The sequence below is a fragment of the Methyloversatilis sp. genome (assembly GCF_030696805.1).
Taxonomy (GTDB): Bacteria; Pseudomonadota; Gammaproteobacteria; order Burkholderiales; family Rhodocyclaceae; genus Methyloversatilis.
Map to the genome: position 1 here is coordinate 1 of NZ_JAUYRO010000037.1, position 21,801 is coordinate 21,801.

At 60.4% G+C, this 21,801-nt stretch carries 12 protein-coding genes; 1 reads left to right on the forward strand and 11 read right to left on the reverse strand.

All coding sequences use genetic code 11. The annotated features are described in order from the left end of the window. Positions 1-529: 529 nt before the first annotated feature. The 7 genes from Q8R75_RS05285 to dapC all read right to left on the reverse strand — a co-directional run bounded on the left by Q8R75_RS05285 (position 530) and on the right by dapC (position 9,616). Positions 530-979 carry a response regulator gene (locus Q8R75_RS05285; RefSeq protein ID WP_305613271.1) on the reverse strand — a complete coding sequence of 150 codons (450 nt, stop codon included), beginning with the start codon at positions 977-979 and terminating at the stop codon, positions 530-532. A gap of 16 nt (positions 980-995) precedes the next feature. Then, positions 996-3,914 (reverse strand): PAS domain S-box protein, encoded by a 2,919-nt coding sequence (locus Q8R75_RS05290; protein WP_305613270.1) that lies wholly within the window; start codon positions 3,912-3,914, stop codon positions 996-998. Beyond that, positions 3,914-4,810, reverse strand: a complete 897-nt coding sequence (gene prmB / locus Q8R75_RS05295; protein ID WP_305613269.1) for a 50S ribosomal protein L3 N(5)-glutamine methyltransferase — start codon at positions 4,808-4,810, stop codon at positions 3,914-3,916. The genes Q8R75_RS05290 and prmB overlap by 1 nt, the downstream gene beginning before the upstream one ends. Then, positions 4,807-5,982 (reverse strand): succinyl-diaminopimelate desuccinylase, encoded by a 1,176-nt coding sequence (gene dapE, locus Q8R75_RS05300; RefSeq protein ID WP_305613268.1) that lies wholly within the window; start codon positions 5,980-5,982, stop codon positions 4,807-4,809. Before dapE ends, prmB begins: the two co-directional genes overlap by 4 nt. A gap of 35 nt (positions 5,983-6,017) precedes the next feature. Then, entirely contained in the window at positions 6,018-7,199 is a 1,182-nt protein-coding gene (locus Q8R75_RS05305) for a PilT/PilU family type 4a pilus ATPase (RefSeq protein ID WP_305613267.1), read from the reverse strand. 299 nt (positions 7,200-7,498) lie between these two features. After that, positions 7,499-8,317 carry a 2,3,4,5-tetrahydropyridine-2,6-dicarboxylate N-succinyltransferase gene (dapD, locus tag Q8R75_RS05310; protein ID WP_305614373.1) on the reverse strand — a complete coding sequence of 273 codons (819 nt, stop codon included), beginning with the start codon at positions 8,315-8,317 and terminating at the stop codon, positions 7,499-7,501. Between the two features lie 78 nt (positions 8,318-8,395). Continuing rightward, positions 8,396-9,616, reverse strand: a complete 1,221-nt coding sequence (gene dapC, locus Q8R75_RS05315; protein WP_305614374.1) for a succinyldiaminopimelate transaminase — start codon at positions 9,614-9,616, stop codon at positions 8,396-8,398. Positions 9,617-9,733: 117 nt separating this feature from the next. On the opposite strand from dapC, the gene Q8R75_RS05320 reads away from it, so the two are divergent. Beyond that, on the forward strand, positions 9,734-10,663 hold the full coding sequence (locus Q8R75_RS05320) for a DMT family transporter (RefSeq protein ID WP_305614375.1): 930 nt from the start codon (positions 9,734-9,736) through the stop codon (positions 10,661-10,663). 47 nt (positions 10,664-10,710) lie between these two features. Here the strand turns inward: Q8R75_RS05320 and Q8R75_RS05325 are convergent, their stop codons facing one another. The 4 genes from Q8R75_RS05325 to Q8R75_RS05340 form a co-directional block, all read right to left on the reverse strand. Next, complete coding sequence (locus Q8R75_RS05325) at positions 10,711-11,148, reverse strand: type II toxin-antitoxin system VapC family toxin (protein ID WP_305614376.1); 438 nt, start codon at positions 11,146-11,148, stop codon at positions 10,711-10,713. After that, positions 11,148-11,543, reverse strand: coding sequence for an AbrB/MazE/SpoVT family DNA-binding domain-containing protein (locus tag Q8R75_RS05330; RefSeq protein WP_305614377.1), 396 nt, complete (start codon positions 11,541-11,543; stop codon positions 11,148-11,150). Before Q8R75_RS05330 ends, Q8R75_RS05325 begins: the two co-directional genes overlap by 1 nt. 120 nt (positions 11,544-11,663) lie before the next feature. Next, on the reverse strand, positions 11,664-21,308 hold the full coding sequence (locus Q8R75_RS05335) for a carbohydrate-binding domain-containing protein (protein WP_305614378.1): 9,645 nt from the start codon (positions 21,306-21,308) through the stop codon (positions 11,664-11,666). Continuing rightward, positions 21,305-21,763, reverse strand: a complete 459-nt coding sequence (locus Q8R75_RS05340) for a hypothetical protein (RefSeq protein WP_305614379.1) — start codon at positions 21,761-21,763, stop codon at positions 21,305-21,307. Before Q8R75_RS05340 ends, Q8R75_RS05335 begins: the two co-directional genes overlap by 4 nt. Positions 21,764-21,801: the final 38 nt, after the last annotated feature.

Consider the following 21,801-nt stretch of genomic DNA (forward strand, 5'->3'; position numbering starts at 1 on the left):
CAGCAATGGGGCGGGGGGCCAATCTACGAACGAGGTCAGCCAAAGGCTGCCTCAAGGAGCGGACGGCCTCCCCGGTGATCAATCTCTGTGCAGCCATTCGGCTACAGGATTAAACATACAAGGAGCGGACCCTGTCCGCGAGACGCGCGTTATTCCCGCGCCGTCACGTGTTCGAAGACCTGGATCGCCTGCGGGGCAGGCTCCTACGAAAACCGCGACGGCTTGCCCTTCGTAGGAGCGGACCCTGTCCGCGATACGGACGTGAATCACGCGACATCGCATGATCGAAGACCGCATCGCCTGCGGGGCAGGCTCCTACGAAAACCGCGACGGTGTTGCCGTTCGTAGGAGCGGACCCTGTCCGCGAGACGCGCGTTATTCCCGCGCCGTCACGTGTTCGAAGACCTGGATCGCCTGCGGGGCAGGCTCCTACGAAAACCGCGACGGTGTTTGTCTTTCGCAGAGCGGACGCTGTCCGCGATGCGGTCGCTGACGAACGCTGACGCGAATTCCGTCTCTGGAATGCGCGTCAGTTTCCGGGCGGATCGACCGGTTCGTTCAGCACCAGCCAGTACAGGCCGAGCTGGCCGACGGCGTAGATGAACTTTTCGAAATCGACCGGTTTGCGGATGTAGCTGTTGGCGCCGAGCTGGTAGGCCTCGTAGATGTCCTGCTGCTCGCGCGAGGTGGTCAGGATGACGACCGGGAGCAGGTTGGTGCGGGCGTCGGCGCGCACGCGGCGCAGCACTTCGAGACCGTCGACGCGGGGCAGCTTCAGGTCGAGCAACACGACTGCCGGTGCCACGGAAAGGTCGCGGCCGGCGTGACCGCCGGTCCCGAACAGATAGTCGAGCGCCTCGACTCCGTCGCGCGCCACGATGACTTCGTTGGCGATGCGGTTCTTGTTGAACGCTCGCAGCGTCAGCGCTTCATCGTCGGGATTGTCTTCAACCAGCAGTATCGGGCGTTCGCTTGCCATAAGAACCTGTCCAAGGTCATCCGTTTCCGGTCGGAACGGACTCGAGCGTGAAATAAAAGCATGCCCCGCGTTCGACTTCGGCTTCAGCCCATATCCGTCCGCCGTGCCGATGGACGACACGATGCACGATCGCAAGCCCGATCCCGCTGCCGGTGAAGTCGCCGACCGAATGCAGACGCTGGAACGGTCCGAACAGCTTCGATGCGTATCGCATGTCGAATCCTGCGCCGTCGTCTTTCACAAAATACACGAGCTCCCGATCGCGTTGCAAGCAACCGACTTCGATGCGTGCAGCCTCGTGACGACCGGTGAATTTCCATGCGTTACGCAATAAATTATCCAATGCGATACGCAGCAGATTCGCATCAGCATACACGCGCATCGACGGCTGGATGAGGAATTCTGCCCGCCGCTGAGGTTCGCCGCGCATCAGCTCTGCTGCAATGTCGCGCACCAGTGCACTGACGTCGACGCTCTGCCGGTTCATTTCATTGCGGGTGATGCGTGCCAGACCGAGCAGGTCGTCGATCAGCCGATGCATGCGCTGGGTGGCGGCGCGGATGCGCTGCAGATAGTCGCGGCCGCGGTCGTCGAGTTTCTCCGCGTAGTCTTCCTCGATCATGCGCGAAAAGCCGTCGATGCCCCGCAAAGGTGCGGCCAGATCGTGCGAGATCGAATAGCTGAAGCTTTCGAGCTCTCGCATGGCGGTCAGCAGTTCTGCCGTGCGTTCGCGCACCCGGGTTTCCAGGCGCTGGTTCAGCGCGACGACGCTGCGTTCGGCTTCTTTCTGCGCGCGGATGTCGAGTCCGGTGCCGAGCAGGTGCGGCGAACCGTCGAGGTCGATGCGGTACAGGCTGAAGGCGTGGGCGCGCGCTTCGCCGTCGGCCGCCAGCAGGTCGGCTTCGAAACTGGCGTCGCGCTGGATCAATGCCCGGCGCGCCTGGCGTTTCAACAGGCGGTGGCTTTCCGGCGGAAACAGATCAAGCGTTGCCTTGCCGAGCAGATTGGCCGCCGAAAGGCCGGTGATGGCCTGCAGGTTTTCGTTCCATCGGCGCAGCGTGCCCGTTGCGTCGAGCAGGAAGAAGGCGCCGGGCATGCTGCGCACCAGCGCAGCCGAGAAGTTCTCTTCACGCCGCGCCGTATCAAGGGCACGCCGACGGGCCGTGTCGTCGGAAAAGATCCAGATCGTTTCGCCACCGGCCTGGACATCGTGGTCGAGCTGCCGCACTGAAATATAGGCATGCAACGCGCTGCCGTCGTTGCGGCACAGGACGGATTCCTGGGCGTGCGGTGCCGGCGCACTGGACGCGGCGCCGTGCAACAGGGCGTCGAGATCATCTTCTTCGTGGAAGAAGCGGCCGACTGTTTCGCCGATCAGTTCATCGCGCCGGAAGCCGAAAATCTCTTCGCAGCGGCGGTTGCAGTCTGCGATGCGGCCGTTGCGCGCGTAGACGATGGCGACCGGTACGTCGTCGAGCAGCGCCTGCTTTTCGGCCGCCAGTGCGCGCGTGGCCTGTTCCGCACGCTTGCGTTCGGTGATGTCGGTGATCGACCCGGAGAAGCGCAGCACCCTTCCCTTGTCGCTGCGCGTCGCCAGGCCGCGGTCACGCACCCAAAGGTAATGACCTGCTTCGTGCCGCATGCGGTATTCGATGTCGAACGCCTCGCGCCGCAGGAAGTGCTCGTCGATCGCATGTTCGAGCCGCGACAGATCATCCGGATGCACCCGCTCCAGCAGCTGTTCGTGGGTCTGTGGCTGCAGCGACTGCTGCATGCCGAGCAGCTCGCTCAACCGCGGCGACAGGAAATAGCGGCCGGCTCCGATGTCCCAGTCCCATGCGCCGTCGAATGAACCGCGCACCGCGTGGAACAGTCGTGCCTCGCTTTCGCGCAGCGAATCGAGGGTCATCCGCTCGCGCGTCACGTCTTCGAGTGTGCCGGACAGGCATACCGCCTTGCCTGTCGTGTCGTGGCTGGCTACCGCGCGCAGTCGGAACCAGCGGTAGGTGCCGTCGCGGGCGCGCACGCGGATCTGGTCATCGCTGCGTTCGATCTCGCGCGCAACGAGACGCTCTCGCGCCCGGCGAACGGTGGTCGCATCGTCGGGATGCGTTGCGGCGGTCCAGTTGAATTGCCGGCCGAAGCCATCGTCCGCGTCGTAGCCGAGGAGCGATGGAAAGCGATCGCTGTACCAGATGTCGCCGGTGTCGAGCTGCCACTCCCATTCCGCTTCGTCGTGCGACAGCGCGAGTCGCTCAAGCCGAGCCAGTTGCGCGGCCAGGCGGTCGTGCTCCCGTTCCAGCACCTGGCCTGCTGCCACCAGCGCCGCATCAAGCGGCGCCAGTGCGTCGTCGGGCGATAGCGTTGCGGCGCCCCGCGGCGTGCCGGCGGCCAGCGCCCGCGTCGCCCCGGTCAAGGCATTCACCGAGCGCGCCAGCCTGCGCTCCATCAGCAGGCGCGCCCCCTGCGTGACAAGAAGACACAGCGCCCCCAGTGCAAGCGCGGCCAGCAGGAGGGCGAGCAGCGGCGAGTGGGCGCCGGTGCGCTGCGCGCCGATCGACAGCCAGCCGAGCTGTACTGTTTTGTGCCGCAGCGGCCCGTCGGCCCGGATCAGCGCACCCTCGTCGGCGGAACCCGGATTGCCGATGCGCAGGAGGATGCCGCCTTGATCATCGCTGATGGTCGCGTCGGTGATGACATCGCGTTCGACTGGATCGCGCAGCAGCTGCTCGATCTCGCCGAGGCGCTGCACCGCCAGCAGTCGGGCGATTTCCGGTGCGAGTTCATCGTGCAGCGCGCCGACATCGCCGCGAGACGACAGTGCGGCCAGCCCGAGCGCCAGCAGCAGGACAAAACCTGCCAGCGCGACCAGACGCCACAGCGCGCCGGGCGTGCGGCCTGGCGGCTTGACGGTAGGCGTCGGCAGATCGGTCATCAGCCGAGATCTTCAGCCCGCAGCAGGAACACCGGTGCGCTGGCCGATGGCGTGTCGAGCCAGACCAGCGGCAGGTCTGGCAGCGCCCGTTCGGTTTCAGCCTGGTTGTGACCGACCTCGACCAGCAGCAGGCCGCCCGGATTCAGGTGCGCACGCGCGTCGGCGACGATGCGGCGCACGATGTCCATGCCGTCTGCCCCGGCGCCGAGCGCCATCGCGGGTTCCCGCCGGAATTCTTCGGGCAGCGCGGCCATCGCGTCGTCGGTCACGTAAGGTGGGTTCGAAAGGATGAGGTCGTATCTCCGCCCCTTGAGCGGCGCGAAAAGGTCGCCGTGCAGCAGTTCGAGCCGGTCGGTCAGTCCGTGGTCTGCGACATTCTGCGCCGCGATTTCGAGCGCGTCCGCCGACAGATCAACGGCATCGACCTGCGCCTCCGGGAAGTAATGCGCCGCGGCGATGGCCAGGCAGCCTGAGCCGGTGCACAGGTCGAGTACATGGGCGGGGCCTTCGGCCATGTCGTCCAGCCAGGGCTCGAAGCCGTCCTGCATCAGTTCGAAGATGTGCGAACGCGGAATGATGACCCGCGGGTCGACCTTGAAGCGCAACGGGCCGAGCCACGCTTCGCCGGTGATGTAGGCGGCCGGCTCGCGGTCGGTGACGCGGCGGTCGAGCACCTGCGCGATCGCCCGGCATTCGGCCCCGCTCAGATGCGCGTCGAGAAAGGGTTCCAGCCGGTCGAGCGGCAGATGAAGCGTGTGCAGCACGAGGTAGGCGGCTTCGTCATAAGCATCGACAAAGCCCTGGCCGAAGGCGACGTCGGCCGCGCGCATGCGGCTGACCGCGTAGCGCAGCCAGTCGCGCACGGTGTTCAATTCGGGGGGGGCGGTGACAGTCATGGCAGGTTTCGTTGACCGATCAGTCGGTCGAGCAGGGTGAGATGGATGCGTGACAGCGGTTCGAGGTCAGCCACCGCAACGGCTTCATTCAGTTTGTGGATGGTCGCATTGCAGGGGCCGATTTCAAGCACCTGCGAGCAGATATCGGCGATGAATCGTCCGTCCGATGTGCCGCCGGTGGTCGACAGTGTCGCCTCGACACCGGTGACATCGCGGATGGCGGCCAGCGCGGTCTCGACCAGGGTGCCGGCTGGCGTCAGATAAGGCAGGCCGGCCAGCGTCCAGACCAGGGTGTAATCCTTCAGGTGGCGGTCGAGCACTTCGGTGAGCCGCGCCTGCAGCGACGCCGGCGTGCTGGCGGTCGAGAAACGGAAGTTGAAGCGCGCTTCCAGCGTGCCGGGAATCATGTTGCCCGCGCCGGTACCGGCGCCGATGTTCGATATCTGCCAACTGGTTGGCGGAAAGTACGCGTTGCCGTCGTCCCAGCGCATGGCCGCCAGTTCAGCCAGTGCCGGTCCGAATTCGTGGATCGGATTGCGCGCCAGCTGCGGGTAGGCGATGTGGCCCTGCACGCCGCGCACCGTCAGCACGCCCGACAGCGAGCCGCGGCGGCCGTTCTTCACCATGTCGCCCAGCCGGTCGACCGAGGTCGGCTCGCCGACCACGCACCAGTCGAGTCGCTCACCGCGGGCTGCCAGTGTGCGCACGACATGCGCCGACCCGTGCAGCGCTTCGCCTTCTTCGTCCGATGTGAGCAGGAAGGCGATCGAGCCGGCATGCTGCGGGTGTCGGGCGACGAAGCTTTCCGTCGCGGTCACGAACGCTGCCAGAGAGGCTTTCATGTCGGCGGCGCCGCGCCCGATCAGCAGACCGTCGCGCACAACCGGCTCGAACGGATCGCTGTGCCACTCATCGAGCGGGCCGGTCGGCACGACATCGGTGTGGCCCGCGAAGCAAAACACCGGCGCCTCCGTGCCGCGGCGCGCCCACAGATTGGAAACGCCGCCCACGTCCATGCGTTCGAGCCGGAACCCCATGGCGGCAAGCCGCGCACCGATCAGGTCAAGGCAGCCTGCGTCATCCGGCGTGATGGACGGCCGGGCGATCAGCTGCTTCGCGAGCGCGAGCGTATCGGCGGCGAGCGCAGCGACGAGTGCGGCAACTTCAGTCATCGGCGACGCCCGGGGTGGCCGGCCGCCGTGGCCGCTTATCGGCCGCCATCTTCCAGATTGAGCGAGAACTCGGCGAACGAGGCCCCGCCCGGCACCGTGGTTTCCAGATCGGGTTCGTCCGCTTTCGGTGCGTCGCTCCTGGGGGTCTCGCTCACGCCGAACTGCGAATTGTTGATCAGCCACGACAGGTTGGTGGGCGAGTCTGAATTCGACAGCGCTTCGTCGAGCGTGATCTCGCCTTCGCGGTACAGCCGGAACAGGTCCTGCTCGAATGTTTGCGAACCGGGCGCCATGCTGCGTTCCATCGCCTCCTTCACGCTGTTGACCTCACCGCGGTCGATCAGCTCCGAAATGTGGCGCGTGTTGAGCAGGATTTCCACCGCCGGCATGCGCCGGCCGTCCGGCTTGCGCACCAGCCGCTGCGACACGATGGCCTTCAATGTGACCGCCAGATCCAGGAACAGCAACTGCCGACTTTCCAGCGGAAAGAAATTGACGATGCGGTTGAGCGCGTGATGCGCGTTGTTGGCGTGCAGCGTGGCCAGGCACAGGTGGCCGGTCTGGGCGTAGGCGAGGGCGGCCTGCATCGTTTCCAGATCGCGGATTTCGCCGATCAGGATGCAGTCTGGCGCCTGGCGCATGGCGTTCTTCAGCGCCGGTGCCCAGCCTTCGGTGTCCATGCCGATCTCGCGCTGGTTGACGATCGACTTCTTGTGCTTGAACAGGTATTCGATCGGGTCTTCGACCGTCAGGATATGGCCTGACTTGTGCTGGTTGCGATGATCGATCATCGCCGCCATGGTGGTCGACTTGCCGGAGCCGGTCGAACCGACCACCAGCACCAGGCCGCGCTTTTCCATGATGACTTCGGACAGCACCGGCGGCAGGCCGAGTGTGTCGAGTGGCGGAATGTCGCCCAGGATGTAGCGCACCACCATCGCGATGCTGCCGCGCTGCCAGAACATGTTGACCCGGAAGTTGCCGAGGTCGCGCCGGCCGAAAGACAGGTTGAGTTCGCGTGTTTTCTCGAAACGCGTCTGCTGCTCTTCGGTGAGCATTTCGTACGCCATGCGCTGGATGGTTTCCGGATCCATCACGCGCTGGTTGATCGGCACCGTCGTGCCCTGGATCTTGATCGCGATCGGCGCGCCGGCCGACACGAAGATGTCGGAGGCATTCTTGTCCGCCATCACTTGAAACAGCTTGTCCAGGATCATGTCGTCTCCGCGTGCGGCCGATCGGCCGCGGTGTCAAAGCCCAGCCATATTCTGGCGCGCTTCACGTTGTCATGCACACTCCACAGCCGATGTACCTGCACCCCGACTCTTTCCCGAGGTGCGACCCTCACCCCCAACCCCTCTCCCGCTGATGCTGCCCTCACCCCCAACCCCTCTCCCGCTGATGCGGGAGAGGGGGGTGGAGGCGCGGGGGTTGTTTCCCTCTCCCGCATCAGCGGGAGAGGGTGGCGCGCAGCGCCGGGTGAGGGTCACGCGGTCAAGACGAGCGGCACCGCCAGTCAGGCGCGCAACAATTCGTTGATGCTGGTCTTGGCGCGCGTCTGCGCATCGACGCGCTTGACGATGACGGCGCAATACAGGCTGTACTTGCCGTCGCTCGACGGCAGGTTGCCGCTGACCACCACCGAGCCTTCGGGCACGCGGCCGTACGTCACCTCGCCGGTCGCGCGGTCGTAGATCTTGGTGCTCTGGCCGATGTAGACGCCCATCGAAATGACGCTGTTGTCTTCGACGATGACGCCTTCGACCACTTCCGAGCGGGCGCCGATGAAGCAGTTGTCGCCGATGATGGTCGGGTTGGCCTGCACCGGCTCCAGCACGCCACCGATGCCCACGCCGCCCGACAGGTGCACGTTCTTGCCGATCTGCGCGCACGAACCGACCGTGGCCCAGGTGTCGACCATGGTGCCTTCGCCGACATACGCGCCGATGTTCACGTACGAAGGCATCAGCACGACATTCTTCGAAATGAAGGCGCCGCGGCGCACGCTGGCCGGCGGCACCACGCGAAAGCCACCGGCGCGGAAGGCCGCTTCGTCGAAGCCGGCGAACTTCATCGGCACCTTGTCGTAATAGCGGGTTTCGCCGCCTTCGCTGACCGTGTTGTCCTGCAGGCGGAAGGACAGCAGCACCGCCTTCTTGATCCACTGGTGGGTCACCCAGTCGCCGTCGATGCGCTCGGCGACGCGCAGCGCACCGCTGTCGAGCTGCGAAAGAACGAATTCAACCGCTTCGCACAGCTCGGCCGGTGCATTGCCGGGCGAGTACTGGGTGCGGTTTTCAAAGGCGGTTTCGATGATCTGTTGAGCTGCCTGCATATCGGGTGTCCCGTAATAAATCGTTGAAATGGAAGAAAAATTATACCGAATGAGTGGCCGGAACAGTCGGGCCGGCGCTCAGAGCGCGTGGCAGAACTGCACGATGCGCTCGGCCGCTTCGATGCACTGGCTGCCCGGTGCAACCAGGGCGATGCGGACGAAGCCGGCGCCCGGATTGACGCCGCCGGCGCTGCGCGCCAGATAGCTGCCGGGCAAAACAGCCACATTATATTCGGCGAGCAGCCGGCGGGCGAACACGGTGTCGTCCAGGGCGGCCGGCGTGCGCGCCCACAGGTAGAAACTCGCATCCGGCAGCGGCGCATGCATGACCGACGCGATGCGTGGCTGCACCGCGTGGAATTTAGCGCGGTACTGATCGCGGTTGTCGCGCACGTGCGCCTCGTCTGACCATGCGGCGACGCTGGCCGCCTGCACCGCCAGCCCCATCGCGCTGCCGTGATAGGTGCGATACAGCAGGAAGCGCTTGATCAGCCGCGCATCGCCGGCTACGAAACCGCTGCGCAGTCCGGGCACGTTGGAGCGCTTCGACAGGCTGGAGAACACCACCAGCCGCTCGAAACCGGTGCGCCCGAGTGCGTGCGCCGCCTGCAGGCCGCCGAGCGGCGGGGCGTCTTCGTCGAAATAGATTTCCGAATAGCACTCGTCCGACGCGATGACGAAACCGTGGCGGTCGGCCAGCTCGAACAGCGTGCGCCATTCGTCCAGCGTCATCACCTTGCCGCACGGGTTGGCCGGCGAGCACACGTAGATCAGCTGCACGCCTTTCCACCCGGCGTCCGGGATGCGGTCGAAATTGCAGGCGAAGTCATCCTCCGGCAACTGGTTGTAGAAGCGGATCTGCGCGCCGGCCAGCAAGGCCGCGCCTTCGTAGATCTGATAGAAGGGGTTGGGCGACAGCACCGCCGCGTCCGGCCGGCTGGCGTCGATCACGCTCTGCGCGAACGAAAACAGCGCCTCGCGCGAGCCATTCACCGGCAGCACCTGGGTCGCCGCGCTCACCGCCGGCAAACCATAGCGGCGCTTGATCCAGCCCGCGATACACTCGCGCAGCCCATCCAGCCCGGCGGTCGTCGGATAGACCGACAGGCCGTCCAGCGCGCCGGTCAGTGCATCCTTGATCAGCTGCGGCGTGGCATGCTGCGGCTCGCCGATCGACAGGCGCACCAGCGGCAGATGCGCCGGGCCGCTGATGCCGGCAGTCAATTCCTTCAGTCTTTCAAAGGGATAGGGCTGGAGCAGCGCCAGGTGCGGCGTGACGGGCAGGGTGTCGTTCGGCATGTCAGTCAGGGTGATGAATCACAGTTGCGGGTCTTTCGGACGCAGCGGGGTCAGTCATCGAATCCGGCTTTGTCCACACCGTGGGTTTTGGCCCACACCATATAAGTATACGTAGACATGCTCGCTTCCCGCGTGCCGCGTTCGCGGCGCCTTCCTTCCGCTGCCCTGCTGTGCGGCGGCGTCGTCTGGGGGCTCATCTGGTATCCCTACCGCGTCATCGAGGCGGCCGGCATGGGTGGCGTCACGGCGACCTTCATCACGTACGCCATCGCCTTCCTTCTCGGGCTGATTCCGCTGTGGCCGGTGCTGCGCAGGACGCGCCCCAGCCTGTGGCTGGTCGCGCTCGCGCTGGCCGCAGCCGGCACCAACCTCGGTTACGTGCTCGGCGCGCTCGACGGCGAGGTGATGCGCGTGCTGCTGCTGTTCTACCTGTCGCCGCTATGGACGGTGCTGCTGTCGCGCCTGCTGCTCGGCGAACGCCTGAGCCGCGTCGGCGCCGGCGTGATCGCGCTGTCGCTGGCTGGCGCCGTCGTCATGCTGTGGCGACCCGAACTGGGCCTGCCCTGGCCGCAGGGCTCGGCCGAATGGATGGGGCTGGGCGCCGGCATCTGCTTTGCCGGCGTGAACGTGATGGTGCGGCGCACCGCCCACATCGCCATCGAACAGAAGGTGATGGCCGTGTTCCTCGGCGTCATCGCCGTCGCCCCGTTCGCCGCCTGGCTGCGCGGCGAGTCGCCGCTGAGCGAGATCGCCGCCATCAGCCCGGAAACCTGGGCCGTGCTCATCATCCTCGGCGGCGTGCTGGTGGTGGTGAATCTGGTCGTGCAGTACGGCATCACCTTCGTAGCCGCCAACGCCGCCATCGCGCTGTTCCTGTTCGAACTGGTCGTCGCCGCCCTGTCGTCGTGGTGGCTGGCGGGCGAGGCGATGGGCGTGAAGGAGTGGGTCGGTGGCGCGATGATCATCGCGGCCAGTCTGTTTTCAGGGCATCTGGAGCCGGCGCAGACAGACCGCGAGCCGGAGAGCAAGGCTGCGTCCCCGACGTAGTTCGATGCACTCTTCGATGCATTCGGGTTGGGTCGGTGAGTCGCTGGTCAGGGCGCAACGACTTCGAGCCGTGCGAAGTGATTCCGGTAGGGCTTCGGGTCGCGGGTCAGCACGCGCAGATTGGATACTGCGGCATGGGCGCCAATGAAGAAGTCGGGCAGCGGTGTGTCTCTGGCGCCGCCACGGCGCCGATACAGTGCATAGGCAGCGGCTGCGAGGGAGGATGCGGCCCACGGCAAGGGTGTCCGCGAGGTGTCATAGATATCCAGCATTGCATCCAGCGCGCCAATGTCCGGATCGGGAATCAGCAGTTCGGTGTAGATGACGATGTTCACGTGCAGGGGGAATCGCTCGCTGCAGCGCTGCAATTGCTCCACCGCCCACTCATGCCAGGGGCTGGCATCGTCTATGCAGTCCACCCAGACATTCGTATCGACGAGCACGCCGGCCGAACCGTCATAGCTGGAAAGGCTGGGGAGTACCACTATGCGGCGCCGTCGGTGGGATCGTCGCCCCGGATGAAACGCATGATTTCGTCGGCGCCCATCGGTCTGAATTCAGCACCCATACTGCCGCGTACCCGTGCAGCGGCGGCCTTGAGCTGATCGCGGCGGTCTTCCTTGACGCGCGTACCGACAAGGGAAATGACGATCTTGCTGCCTTCAAGGCTGAACGTCACCTCGCTGCCCGGCGCAACGCCTGCAGCGTCGCGTATGTGCTTGGGGATGGTGACCTGTCCTTTTTCGGTGACGAGCATCGCATTCTCACGAGTAGGAATTGGAAGTAAGAATTTTACCCGCAAGGGCTGGCGAACAACACAGGGTGCTGTCTTCGCCACTGAACACGGGAAATCGACTTCTGCAAGCACCCTGAAACTCATCGCACTGACCTTGCGCGCGCTGCTCCCAAGAAGTGCCACCCGACGGCTGCGCCCGTCCGGACGCTTGCACAGATTGAGGCAGCGAGGCGCTCATCCCGCCGCCTCAATCTGTGCAGGGAGTTATTGCCAGCTGCTTGCCAATACGGGCTGGAGCGCACTGACTTGAGCAGCCGACAGGGCAGTCTGCCCCAGCGGAGGCGGCGTCATTGCTGCCATGGCATCGACCAGCGCCTGCACCTGCGTATCGACGAGGATCTTGTCGCTGGCGGCCACCTGTTCGACGTGCCACTGGTTGCCTACATACCAGTTGGAAACGGTGATCTTGTCTGTCGTGCCGATGACGCTGACTTCAAGGTTGTTGCCAACTCTCTTCAACCAGAGTTGATCGTACGCAACGGTGGAGTCGAAGCTCATGACATCCTGGTTGCCGACTGTAGTATCTGACTCCCAGACAGAATCCTGGCCATGACCTCGCGAGAACAGATACGTGTCGTTGCCTGCGCCACCATCCAGAAGGTCATTGCCCAGGCCTCCGATCAAGGTGTCTGCCCCGGCACCACCTCGCAGCGAATCCGTGCTGCCGCCCCCGTTCAGAATGTTGTTGCCAGCGTTGCCAATGATCAGGTTGGCCAGATCGTTGCCGGTTCCGGCGATCGCCGAACCGGTGAGCACGAGGTTCTCCACGTTCCCGGCGAGCGTATGGCTGACGCTGCTCTTGACCGTGTCCAGGCCCTGGCCGGACAGTTCCACGACGGAGTCCGAGGCATTGTCGACGTAGTACATATCGTCGCCGGTGCCTCCGATCAGCGTGTCCGCACCCGCGCCACCGTCGAGCCGGTCGCTGCCGTCCAGAGAAAAACGCAGGGCTGCATTCGTTGCGATGACGCCCGAGGTGGCGAGCGTGATGTTCATGCCGTCTCGCGCGCCTGCGCCGGTACCGTAGTCGAGCAACAACTGCTCAGTGTTCGTCAGGTAATCCCTGCCGTTGAAACGGAGCCGCTCGACATACAGGTTCCGGTCCTGGCCCGTTGCGCCGTCGTACGCATCGTTGGTGAACACGACGTCGACCCGATGCGCCGCCGTTACCGGCAGATTTGCTGCGGAGATAACGTATTCCTGGGTCGTGGTCGAACTGACCTCGAAGGTCTGCGCTTTCACGCCATCGATCCACACCTCCATGATGGGCGCGGCACCGAGTGCAATGCTGCCCCTGGCAAACACGCTCAGTGACGTGAGCGGCGCGGTATTTCCACTTGTACCCGCCGCATCCCCGTAGAGGGTGTTTGCGGCCGAGTTGCCGGACAGCACATTCTCAAGCGCATTTCCACGACCTTCGGTGGCGGCCGTGCCTGTCAAGACAAGTTTCTCCACGTCGCTGCCAAGGGTAAATGTGACGCTGGATTGCACGGTGTCGATGCCGGCGCTGGCGTTCTCGGTGACAACGTCCGAGGCTGAATCCACGATGTAAATGTCGTCGCCCAGCCCGCCGGCCATGGTGTCTGCACCGGCACCGCCGTCGAGCACATTGGCTGCGCTGTTGCCGGTGAGCACGTTGTTCAGGGAGTTGCCCGTCGCGTTGATACTTGCCGAGCCGGTCAGGGTCAGGTTTTCGAGCCTGCTGCCCAGGGTGTAGCTGATCGATGCATTGACGGTGTCCGTGCCGCTGCTGCTCGCTGTTGCGCCGACTTCGATGACCATGTCGGCGGCTGAATCCACGACATAGGTGTCATCGCCTGCGGCGCCGTACATGGTGTCTGCACCTGCACCGCCGTCGAGCACATTTGCGCTCGAGTTACCTTGCAAATAGTTGTCAAGCGAGTTGCCGGTACCGTTGATGGCGCCACCAGGATGAAGAAGAATCAGCTCCTCGACGTTTTCACTCAGGGTATAGCTCACATAGGACTCGACCCAATCGAGAGTGCCGTCATCGGCACTCTCGATGATGACATCTCCGACATTGTCGACGATGTACCGGTCGTCGTCGGCGCCGCCGCTCATCGTGTCGGCTCCTTCGCCACCATTCAGAACGTCGAAGCCGGCTCCGCCAATGAGCACGTCATTGCCGCTCTCACCCCGCAGATAATCGTCTTCCGACCCACCGTCCAGCGTGTCGTCTCCAGCGCCTCCAAACAGGTAATCGTAGCCCGTACCACCCGACAAGATATTGTTGCCACCGTTGCCTGTGAGCGAGTTGTGGTCGTTGTTACCGGTACCGTTGACGTTGGCGCTGCCGGTCAGGGTGAGGTTTTCAAGGTTGGCACCGAGAGTGAATGTGACGCTTGACTGCACGGTATCCGCACCGGCGCTGGCGTTCTCGATGACCACGTCGGAACTCGAATCGACGACGTAGGTGTCGTCGCCCAGTCCGCCGGACATCGTGTCTGCACCGGCACCGCCGTTGAGCACGTTGGCGGCGCTGTTGCCGGTGAGGACGTTGTTCAGCGAGTTGCCGGTCGCGTTGATGGCGGCAGTACCGGTCAACGTCAGATTCTCGATGTTTGCGCCCAGCGCGTAAGAAACGCTGGACTGAACCGTGTCGGTTCCCTCGCCTGCGTTCTCGGTAACCACATCCAGTGCGCTATCAACACCATAGACGTCGTCACCCGCACCTCCGATCAGCGTGTCATCGCCTAAACCACCATCTAGCCAATCGTTACCAAGGCCGCCCGATATCAAATCGCCACCGGTTCCGCCAACGATCGTGTCGTCGCCGGATGTGCCATTTAAACCTCCTGGCTGTGCTATCCAGACAGGACTGGTCGGATTGGTCAGGTCAATCACCCATTGCGGGCTGGCGTCGAATTCAATTCTTTCAACGTTGAACCTCTCATCTTTCAATGCATTCACAAGCGTAATCGAATCGCCTGTGCCATAAGTAATGACAAGATCGTTTGAAGAACCGGTTGGAGAGGAAAACACAATTGTATCCGAGGTGATTCCTTCACCAAACCGGATGGTGTCAAAAGAGCCGGATGTTGCATACTCCAGGATCAAGTCGTGTCCGTCGCCCGACCGGAAAAAGTACACGTCGTCGCCGGAGTCACCCAGCAAGCGATCCGAACCTGCGCCGCCAATCAAATAATCAGCGCCACTGCCGCCATCCAGATAGTCTCCCGTAGCGGCGCCCACCAAAGTGTCATTTCCGGCGCCCCCATACAAGGTGTTGTAACTCGATGGTGCAGCAGTACTTTGCTGAACGTGACCGGCAAGGCTGCTATGCAATGTACCAAGTGCTGAAAAAACCTCATTCGTAAGCAGATCGCCAATCAAAAGATCGTCGCCGATGCCACCTTTGATCTCGTCAATTCCCGACATTCCGATCAATGTGTCATTGCCCAATCCGCCGGACAAGGAGTCCTCTCGTCCGGTTCCCTGAACACGTTCTGCTGTTTCGGTGCCCTCGTGCACAAGACCGGGATTCAGGATACGAATGGTGTACGATCGATTGAGCAAACCGATGCCCACGTCCTCGTACGCAGCCAGGTCAAGTACTATAGTCCCGGCGTAGTCGATGGGTATATCCCCCGATAGCACACCGTCTTCCAGCGTCAACCACGTTGGCAGGGGACCCTGATTGTTGATGCTCACGGTTGCAGAAGAGGAAAGGCCGCCGATGTAGAGTTCGTCGTCATGCTGCAAAAACGAGTCAGCGACGAGCGCTGATTGATCAGGCATGTATCGGAGCACATCTGAAAGGTCAAACTCAATGCCATCCGAAAATCGCAGGTTCTCGATTCCTTCCTGGAAAATTGCGTGGTTGTTCTGCATGAGTTGCTGAAAATTTCCGAGATACGTGAAGCTTGATTCGCCGCCCCATGCTGTTTCGGCAGCAAGATAGTCGCCTGAGTTGAAAAAGTCGGCAGGGTTCGAAATTCGCGGGAACTGAAGCCCGACGTTCAACGGTGTTGCGCTGGAAACCAGCGATCTCCCGTCGAGCTTGAAATCCATGAAATTCACGAAGAAGGATATTGTGTCTCCCCAGTCTTCTCCCCAGGCCGAGGCGTCCAGGGGGGAATAGCGCTGCCATGAAAGATCCAGTTCATCGAAGGTGATTCCGTCCTCAAACGAAATCGTATCGTCTTCGTCGACAAGAATTTCCGCATAATCATCGCGTTCTGTCAGGTATAAATAACCTTGGTGACTGTCCAGGATGATGTCGCCATCTGAGCTTCTGCTGATGTAATAGGTATCGCCTCCCGTATTGCCGACAAGGACGTTTTTGCCTTCACCGCCGAATAAATGATCGGAGTATGCTGAGCCGACAAGTGTGTCATCTCCGGCGCGACCGGACAGAAATACCCCGACGGCAGTTTCTTCAATTATCGATGTCCGCCGATCTTCCGGAGCGATGTGATCATCTTCGGCGGAGCCGAGAATTGAACCCGGGCCGGAATAGGTAACACGGTTTTGGATGTTTCCGGACGGAGAGACTTCAATTGTCTTGGTCTGGTATGTTTCGTTGTGGTAGCTCTCTCGAAAACTGACTCCGGGTATTGCCTTCATACCCTGAGGGTCTGGCGGTGTGTTGGTGACAAACCCGATGACGCCAGGCTGTGAGACGGGAAAGTTGTTCTCGATTCTTGTTTGATTCCCCCAAACAGGAATTGCCGAATCGAAGGAAACCGACCTTCCCGTCCCCGGAGAGGGAAGAAAGTCCTCTGCCGGTACAAATCTTTGAGAGAGATTGGTGCTTGCATTCTTGCGGATCGTCGAATCGAAGAATGCGGAATTCTTGACGGTCGATTGACTTGTCGATACATAATCGTACATCTCTATGTACTGCGAACCGCCCGATTCGGTTGCCTCCGTAATATGGCTTATCGAAATCGTACTGTACGTGAGCGATTCGGTTACGAGGCCGCTGGGGGCTGTGAATCGGTAATTTTCAACGCGCTGGAACTTGTTTTTTCCTACCGGATTATATCCGTAGGCCATGAGCCCACGAGCATGTTCTCGTTCCGTATAACGCACGTACTCTCGGGTTGCCTTTTGTTCAATTGTTTCGTTTTGAACCGGTACACCTACTCTGCGAACGTCTTCAATGGCCGTTTGCTGCCCTGACGAATCTACTATCATCCAACTGGATGGGGCGTCAAAATATCCGGAAATCGTCATTGAATCACCGGTGCTATCGATCGTTACGACGAGGTGATTTTCAATTCTTTCGGTGATGAGTTCGTCTGCTTTAAGTGTTCCGAGTAACTTGATGCTATTTACGTCGGTACCTCCGTCCACAATTACGTCGTGTCCGCCGCCATACTCGAAGTGATATACGTCGCTTCCTGTGCCACCGGCCAAGGTGTCTGATCCCATTCCCCCTTCCAGGGTGTCGTTGCCGGCTCCTGCAGCAATGTTGTCATTTCCTGCGCGGCCCACCAGAAGGTCATCATGGAGGCCACCATTGATTACGTCCGCAGATGCAGTGCCGAAGATGGTTCTCGCGCCGATTCTCGAAATCAGATCAGAATGGTTCAGCGTTTCTCCGTTGCTGAATCTGTAGCTCTCGATGAAACCTGCCCATCCATTTATCACCTCAAGATAATCCACTGCGGTGTATGCAATTTTCAATACCGACTCGCCAGCGCCGTTCACATATTCGCTCACCAGCAGATCTTGAGGGTTGATGCCGTCGAGGAATTTAACGGTGTTTTCGTTCCCTGATGTGCTCGTGATGACCAAATCTGCACCGTCGCCCCGTGAAAGCAGAATTTCGGTCGTGTTGAAAATGTAAATTTCGTCGTTGCCTTTTCCGCCTTGAACACTATTCTGCGCGGTAAGTGTGTCATCACCCATTCCACCTGCTATGTCATTTCCAGCAAGTGTTATGGGTGTTTGCAGGTATGTAGAGACAAACTTTTGCCAATTCAGAGAGGCGTCGGCAAATTGGTATGTGGATATGCTGCCACGTGCTCCGTCAATAACGCCAATGAACGTGCCGTCAGAAAAAGAAATCTGTATTCCGTTTGTGGCCGTTTGCACAGTGGATATGTCTTGAAGACGGTGCGACGTAATCTCCACCACATCGTTGTCGGAAATCCCGCTGTCGCCAATGGTTACGGAAGGCGCTCGCAATGGATCGAGATCGATCACGTATTGATCGTTGCCCTCTCCACCATCCAGCCAGTCTCGCCCCGCACTGGCGATCAGAACATCGTTGCCGCCGTCGCCGATCAGTACGTCGTCGCCTTCCCCGCCATCAAGGTAATCATCGCCGTGGAATTCGATCGAGACGCGACTGAGTATGTCGTCTCCCAACAAAGTGTCGTTCCCCGCGCCGCCGTAAAGCGTATCGTTGCGCCCGCCCCCGGTCAGCGAATCGTTGCCCGCGCCGCCGTCGAGGTAGTCGTTGCCGTTGAACTCGCCGACGATCTGTGCACTGGTATCGTCTCCGGCCAATACGTCGTGGCCAGCGCCGCCATAAAGCGTGTCATCTTTCCCGCCACCATAGATGAGATCATGCCCTTCCTCGCCAACCAAGAAATCATCTCCCCAGATCATCGCATTGTGGCTGGCGAGACTTACATTACTTGCACGTGTATCACCCCACAATGTATCAGCGCCAGTTCCGCCGTATATAACGTCGTTCTTGCCTCCACCCTCCAGATAGTCATTGCCATCTTCGCCATCTATATAATCATTTCCGTGATAGAAGAGATCCAAATAGTATGGATGGTTTGTTGGCCCCCGGGTATCCCCCCATATCTGATCATCTTCCGTCCCGCCATACAATACGTCGTGGCCCCCATCACCAGCGATGATATCCATTCCGCCGCCGCCGTCTATAAAATCGGATCCGTGGAGTTCGGCTTTTCCAAAACCTAGAAATCCTGGCGTTACTCTGCCATCTCCTCTCATGACATCGTTCCCATCATTTCCTTCAAGGACATTTCTTCCGCCCATTCCATTGATGGTGTCGTTGCCGATTCCGCCTTTTACATAATCGTCGCCCTGGCTAGCATTAATATTGTCATCCCCGGCGCCTGCGTCGACGAAGTCGGCATCAGTGGATTCATATATGTCCACAGGCCCGGTGTAGATTATTCCATTGGAGTCCTTATAGATTACCCAAGTTGCTCCGCCGATTATTTTTTGGGTTCCCGGTGGGGGTGGTTCGCTATCGGTTTCTTTTAAGCGTGCTGGAACGTTGATGCTGTAGCCACTTTCAATATGATCATTTCCAGCTCCACCGTGAATAGTGTCTCGACCTAAACCACCGCCTATAAAATCGTCGCCGGCGCCGCCATATATTTCATCATTCCCATCCCCGCCTTCGAGTGCGTCGTTGCCACCCAATCCGCTAATCCTGTCGTTGTCGAAAGTGCCGTAGATAACGTCATTGAAATCGGGTGCAGCAATTCCGCCAGTAAGCGTGCCATCTTCAGCCCAACTCGTTGCTCCCCAATTGTAGGTGCCGTAGCTAGGCTCGCTGGGCGTGATGCCAGTGGCGATTTCGATGCCGTTTAATTTTGCCCGCTGATCACCATTAAAAATATGGGAAACCGTGCCGGAATCTAGTAAGTTAAGGCCCCAGCCGTTGCTGACTGCGCTCTGGTTCTCGCCCGTATAAGTCGCACTGATTTGAATATTCGCACTGGAGCTGACATCTCCTGTCTGCACCAGAGCGAAGGCGACCTGAGTTTGCCCCTCCACGAGCGTAAGGACAGCACCATTGGCGGCAACAGTGGTGTCACCCAGGATGGCGTTGAACTTGTCTGCCAGATCGGACAGGGCGAGGGTGATGGTTTCACCGGCGCGTGCGGCCTGGTTCAGGTAGAGGGTGAAGGTCTTGCCGGTACCTTCGGCCAGACTGGAGACTTGGCCCGCGAGGCTGGCGAGCGTGAAAGCAGGATCGTTCCAGACGTTGGTGCCGCCGCTTTCCTTTAGGGCCAGCCGGGGGGTCGGATCCAGCTTGATGCCGAGGTAGCCGTCTTCGCCCAAGCCTCTGGTGAGGTCGAAGTTGTCAACAGTAATGGTGTTCGCGGTATCGGTGCCCTTGACTATGACCAAACGCTTGCCGGTGCTGCTGCGTGCGTCGTCATACACGGCAAGACCGGCATACACGCCACCGCCCAGATCGAAAGACCATTGATTGGCGCGTCCGGCAGCGGTGGCGGTGCCGATGTTGATGCCGTCAATCTGGATGCGCCCCAGGCCGTCGATGTCGACGAGGGTGTCTTTGCCGAAGCTGCCGCTGAATTGGTAGGTGTCGAGGCCAGTGCCGCCGTGGATCAGGTCGTTGCCGGTGCCGCCGATCAGGATGTCGCTGCCACTGCCGCCTTCGATGTAGTCGTTACCGCCACCGCCGTCCAGGGAGTCGTTTCCGTTCGCGCCATATAGATGGTCTTCCCGTATGCCTCCAATGCGAACGTCGTTCGCGTCCGCTCCAAAATAGTATTGATGCGTATTTGGGAACAGCGGTCCCTGTTGGATCGTATACCCGCTTCTTTCGTCATGAAAATAGTCTTCAGCTAATTGATATGCGCCCCATGCCTGTCCATATGGCGGCGGATCATTTGTATTTAATGTCGAGTTGAAGGAGTTTGTCTCGGTCGTGCTGAACCATATCTTTCGGACCAGAAATTCAGATCTGTCACGAAGATATTGAATGCTGAGTTCACCCACTCCAGTCAATTCATTCAGCAGATCCAGTTGGCCGTCCGAGGCATAGGTGGCACCCGTCATGGCGAACGGATTAAGTATTTTTAGAGCGTAGCGAGCGGCTAACCCCTCGGGTGTATTCTTGTTTGCAAGTGCGACAATATCGTTGGAGGAAAAATCCGTGAGTACTGTCAGGCGCGCCGTTGAAGCACTGGCGAGCGTGAGGTAGGGGGCACTGTCTTTAAGTGCGTACAGATTGGTGTAGAAAGTGTTTCTTTCGACACTTGTCGCTGCGATGTTTGGCCCAAGAATCAGCGTACGAAGCGCATCGAGCGCGCTTTCTAGCGTGTTGTCGACGCTTGTTCCGCTGGCATCAACGAGCGCGTTCAACTTGTCTTGCGACAGGGTTGGGTCGAGCGTGGCGTAAAGCGTGTGAAGTGCCAGCGCATCGGTCAGTACCTGCTGGCTGTGGTTCAGAGAAACCGGCGGATCGGTCACGCCCGCAGCGGTCTGGTCTTCGATTTCCACCTGGATGGGTAGCGACACCTGAGTGCCCAGACCGGCAATCGGGCTGAGTCCAGCCAAGGCCTTGATGTTGCTTACTTTGGCGGGATCGAGCGTATTCGTGGAGCCCACGCCCAATGCACTCAATACAGGTGCAAGGAAACCATCAACGCCGGGCGCATTGAAAAGATAGGCGTGACTGACCATGCTCGAAAAATCGGCAGCGATGCCTGTTGCGAGAAAACCGCCGAGGCTGTGCCCCGTGACAGTGAAACCGGATGCGAGCGTGCCGTCGTTGATCCAGGCGGTGACTTGCGCTTTGAGGCTGGTGTATTGCGACTGCAGGGCGGTTGTGCCGAGCAGGGCGATATCCACGAGGTCGGTCAGCAGATCGTCGAGATCGTTTGTGCCGCGGATCGCGAGGCATTTTTCTCCGGTTCCATCCTTTCTTCCGAAAACAGTGACGGAGAGACCATTCGAGTCGGTGTGAACCGCTACGACATCGTAAGTCTGAGCGAAAAGATTGGCTTGGTCTGTAGCCAAAATTTGGCCACCACCGGTCAATGCAACCTTGAATGCTTCGCCGGTCATCCCTTTGGTAAGATTTGCATATGCGGCAAGAGAAAGTTCACCTTGATCCCAGTATGCTGAAACGTTGCTCATTTGTTTGCCCCTCGAAAAAATATGGACTCTTCCAAACTGGGTGGATCAGTGGGGTCCGGACAGCTAAAGCTTGACCCTTGCCAAGGACCTGGAAAATCACCACCTCCCCTTGAATACCGAATTGATTCGCCTAGTGTTTTACCATCGTTTCTGCGAATGATCTTGTAATGGCTCCTCGATAATGATGGGGTGTCTTTTTTTAGAATCTCAATTCTCCACTCGAAGAAATACTCGTCCTTGTCTTGTGCTTTTTCTTTTTTTGGAATGTTAAAATTTATCGACCCCCGTATATTGAACTTTTCGGGCGGCAGTTTAACCGTTTCATATATCTTTATTCCGCCGTCTATTTTGCACAGGCGACTAACTTCTTCATCCAATATCGCCTTGGCGATCGGACCGCTTGTGCAAGCGCTGAGGAGAGGTAGAAATAATGCAGTCAAGTGCAGTAACTTCACGCGGCTACCCCGTGTTTGAGTTTGGCTTCGGCGTCGGT

Coding starts and splice junctions, on each gene's coding strand:
- Q8R75_RS05285 (WP_305613271.1), bottom strand. CDS start 979: ATGGCAAGCGAACGCCCGATACTGCTGGTTGAAGACAATCCCGACGAT.
- Q8R75_RS05290 (WP_305613270.1), bottom strand. CDS start 3,914: ATGACCGATCTGCCGACGCCTACCGTCAAGCCGCCAGGCCGCACGCCC.
- prmB (WP_305613269.1), bottom strand. CDS start 4,810: ATGACTGTCACCGCCCCCCCCGAATTGAACACCGTGCGCGACTGGCTG.
- dapE (WP_305613268.1), bottom strand. CDS start 5,982: ATGACTGAAGTTGCCGCACTCGTCGCTGCGCTCGCCGCCGATACGCTC.
- Q8R75_RS05305 (WP_305613267.1), bottom strand. CDS start 7,199: ATGATCCTGGACAAGCTGTTTCAAGTGATGGCGGACAAGAATGCCTCC.
- dapD (WP_305614373.1), bottom strand. CDS start 8,317: ATGCAGGCAGCTCAACAGATCATCGAAACCGCCTTTGAAAACCGCACC.
- dapC (WP_305614374.1), bottom strand. CDS start 9,616: ATGCCGAACGACACCCTGCCCGTCACGCCGCACCTGGCGCTGCTCCAG.
- Q8R75_RS05320 (WP_305614375.1), top strand. CDS start 9,734: ATGCTCGCTTCCCGCGTGCCGCGTTCGCGGCGCCTTCCTTCCGCTGCC.
- Q8R75_RS05330 (WP_305614377.1), bottom strand. CDS start 11,543: ATGAGTTTCAGGGTGCTTGCAGAAGTCGATTTCCCGTGTTCAGTGGCG.
- Q8R75_RS05335 (WP_305614378.1), bottom strand. CDS start 21,308: ATGAGCAACGTTTCAGCATACTGGGATCAAGGTGAACTTTCTCTTGCC.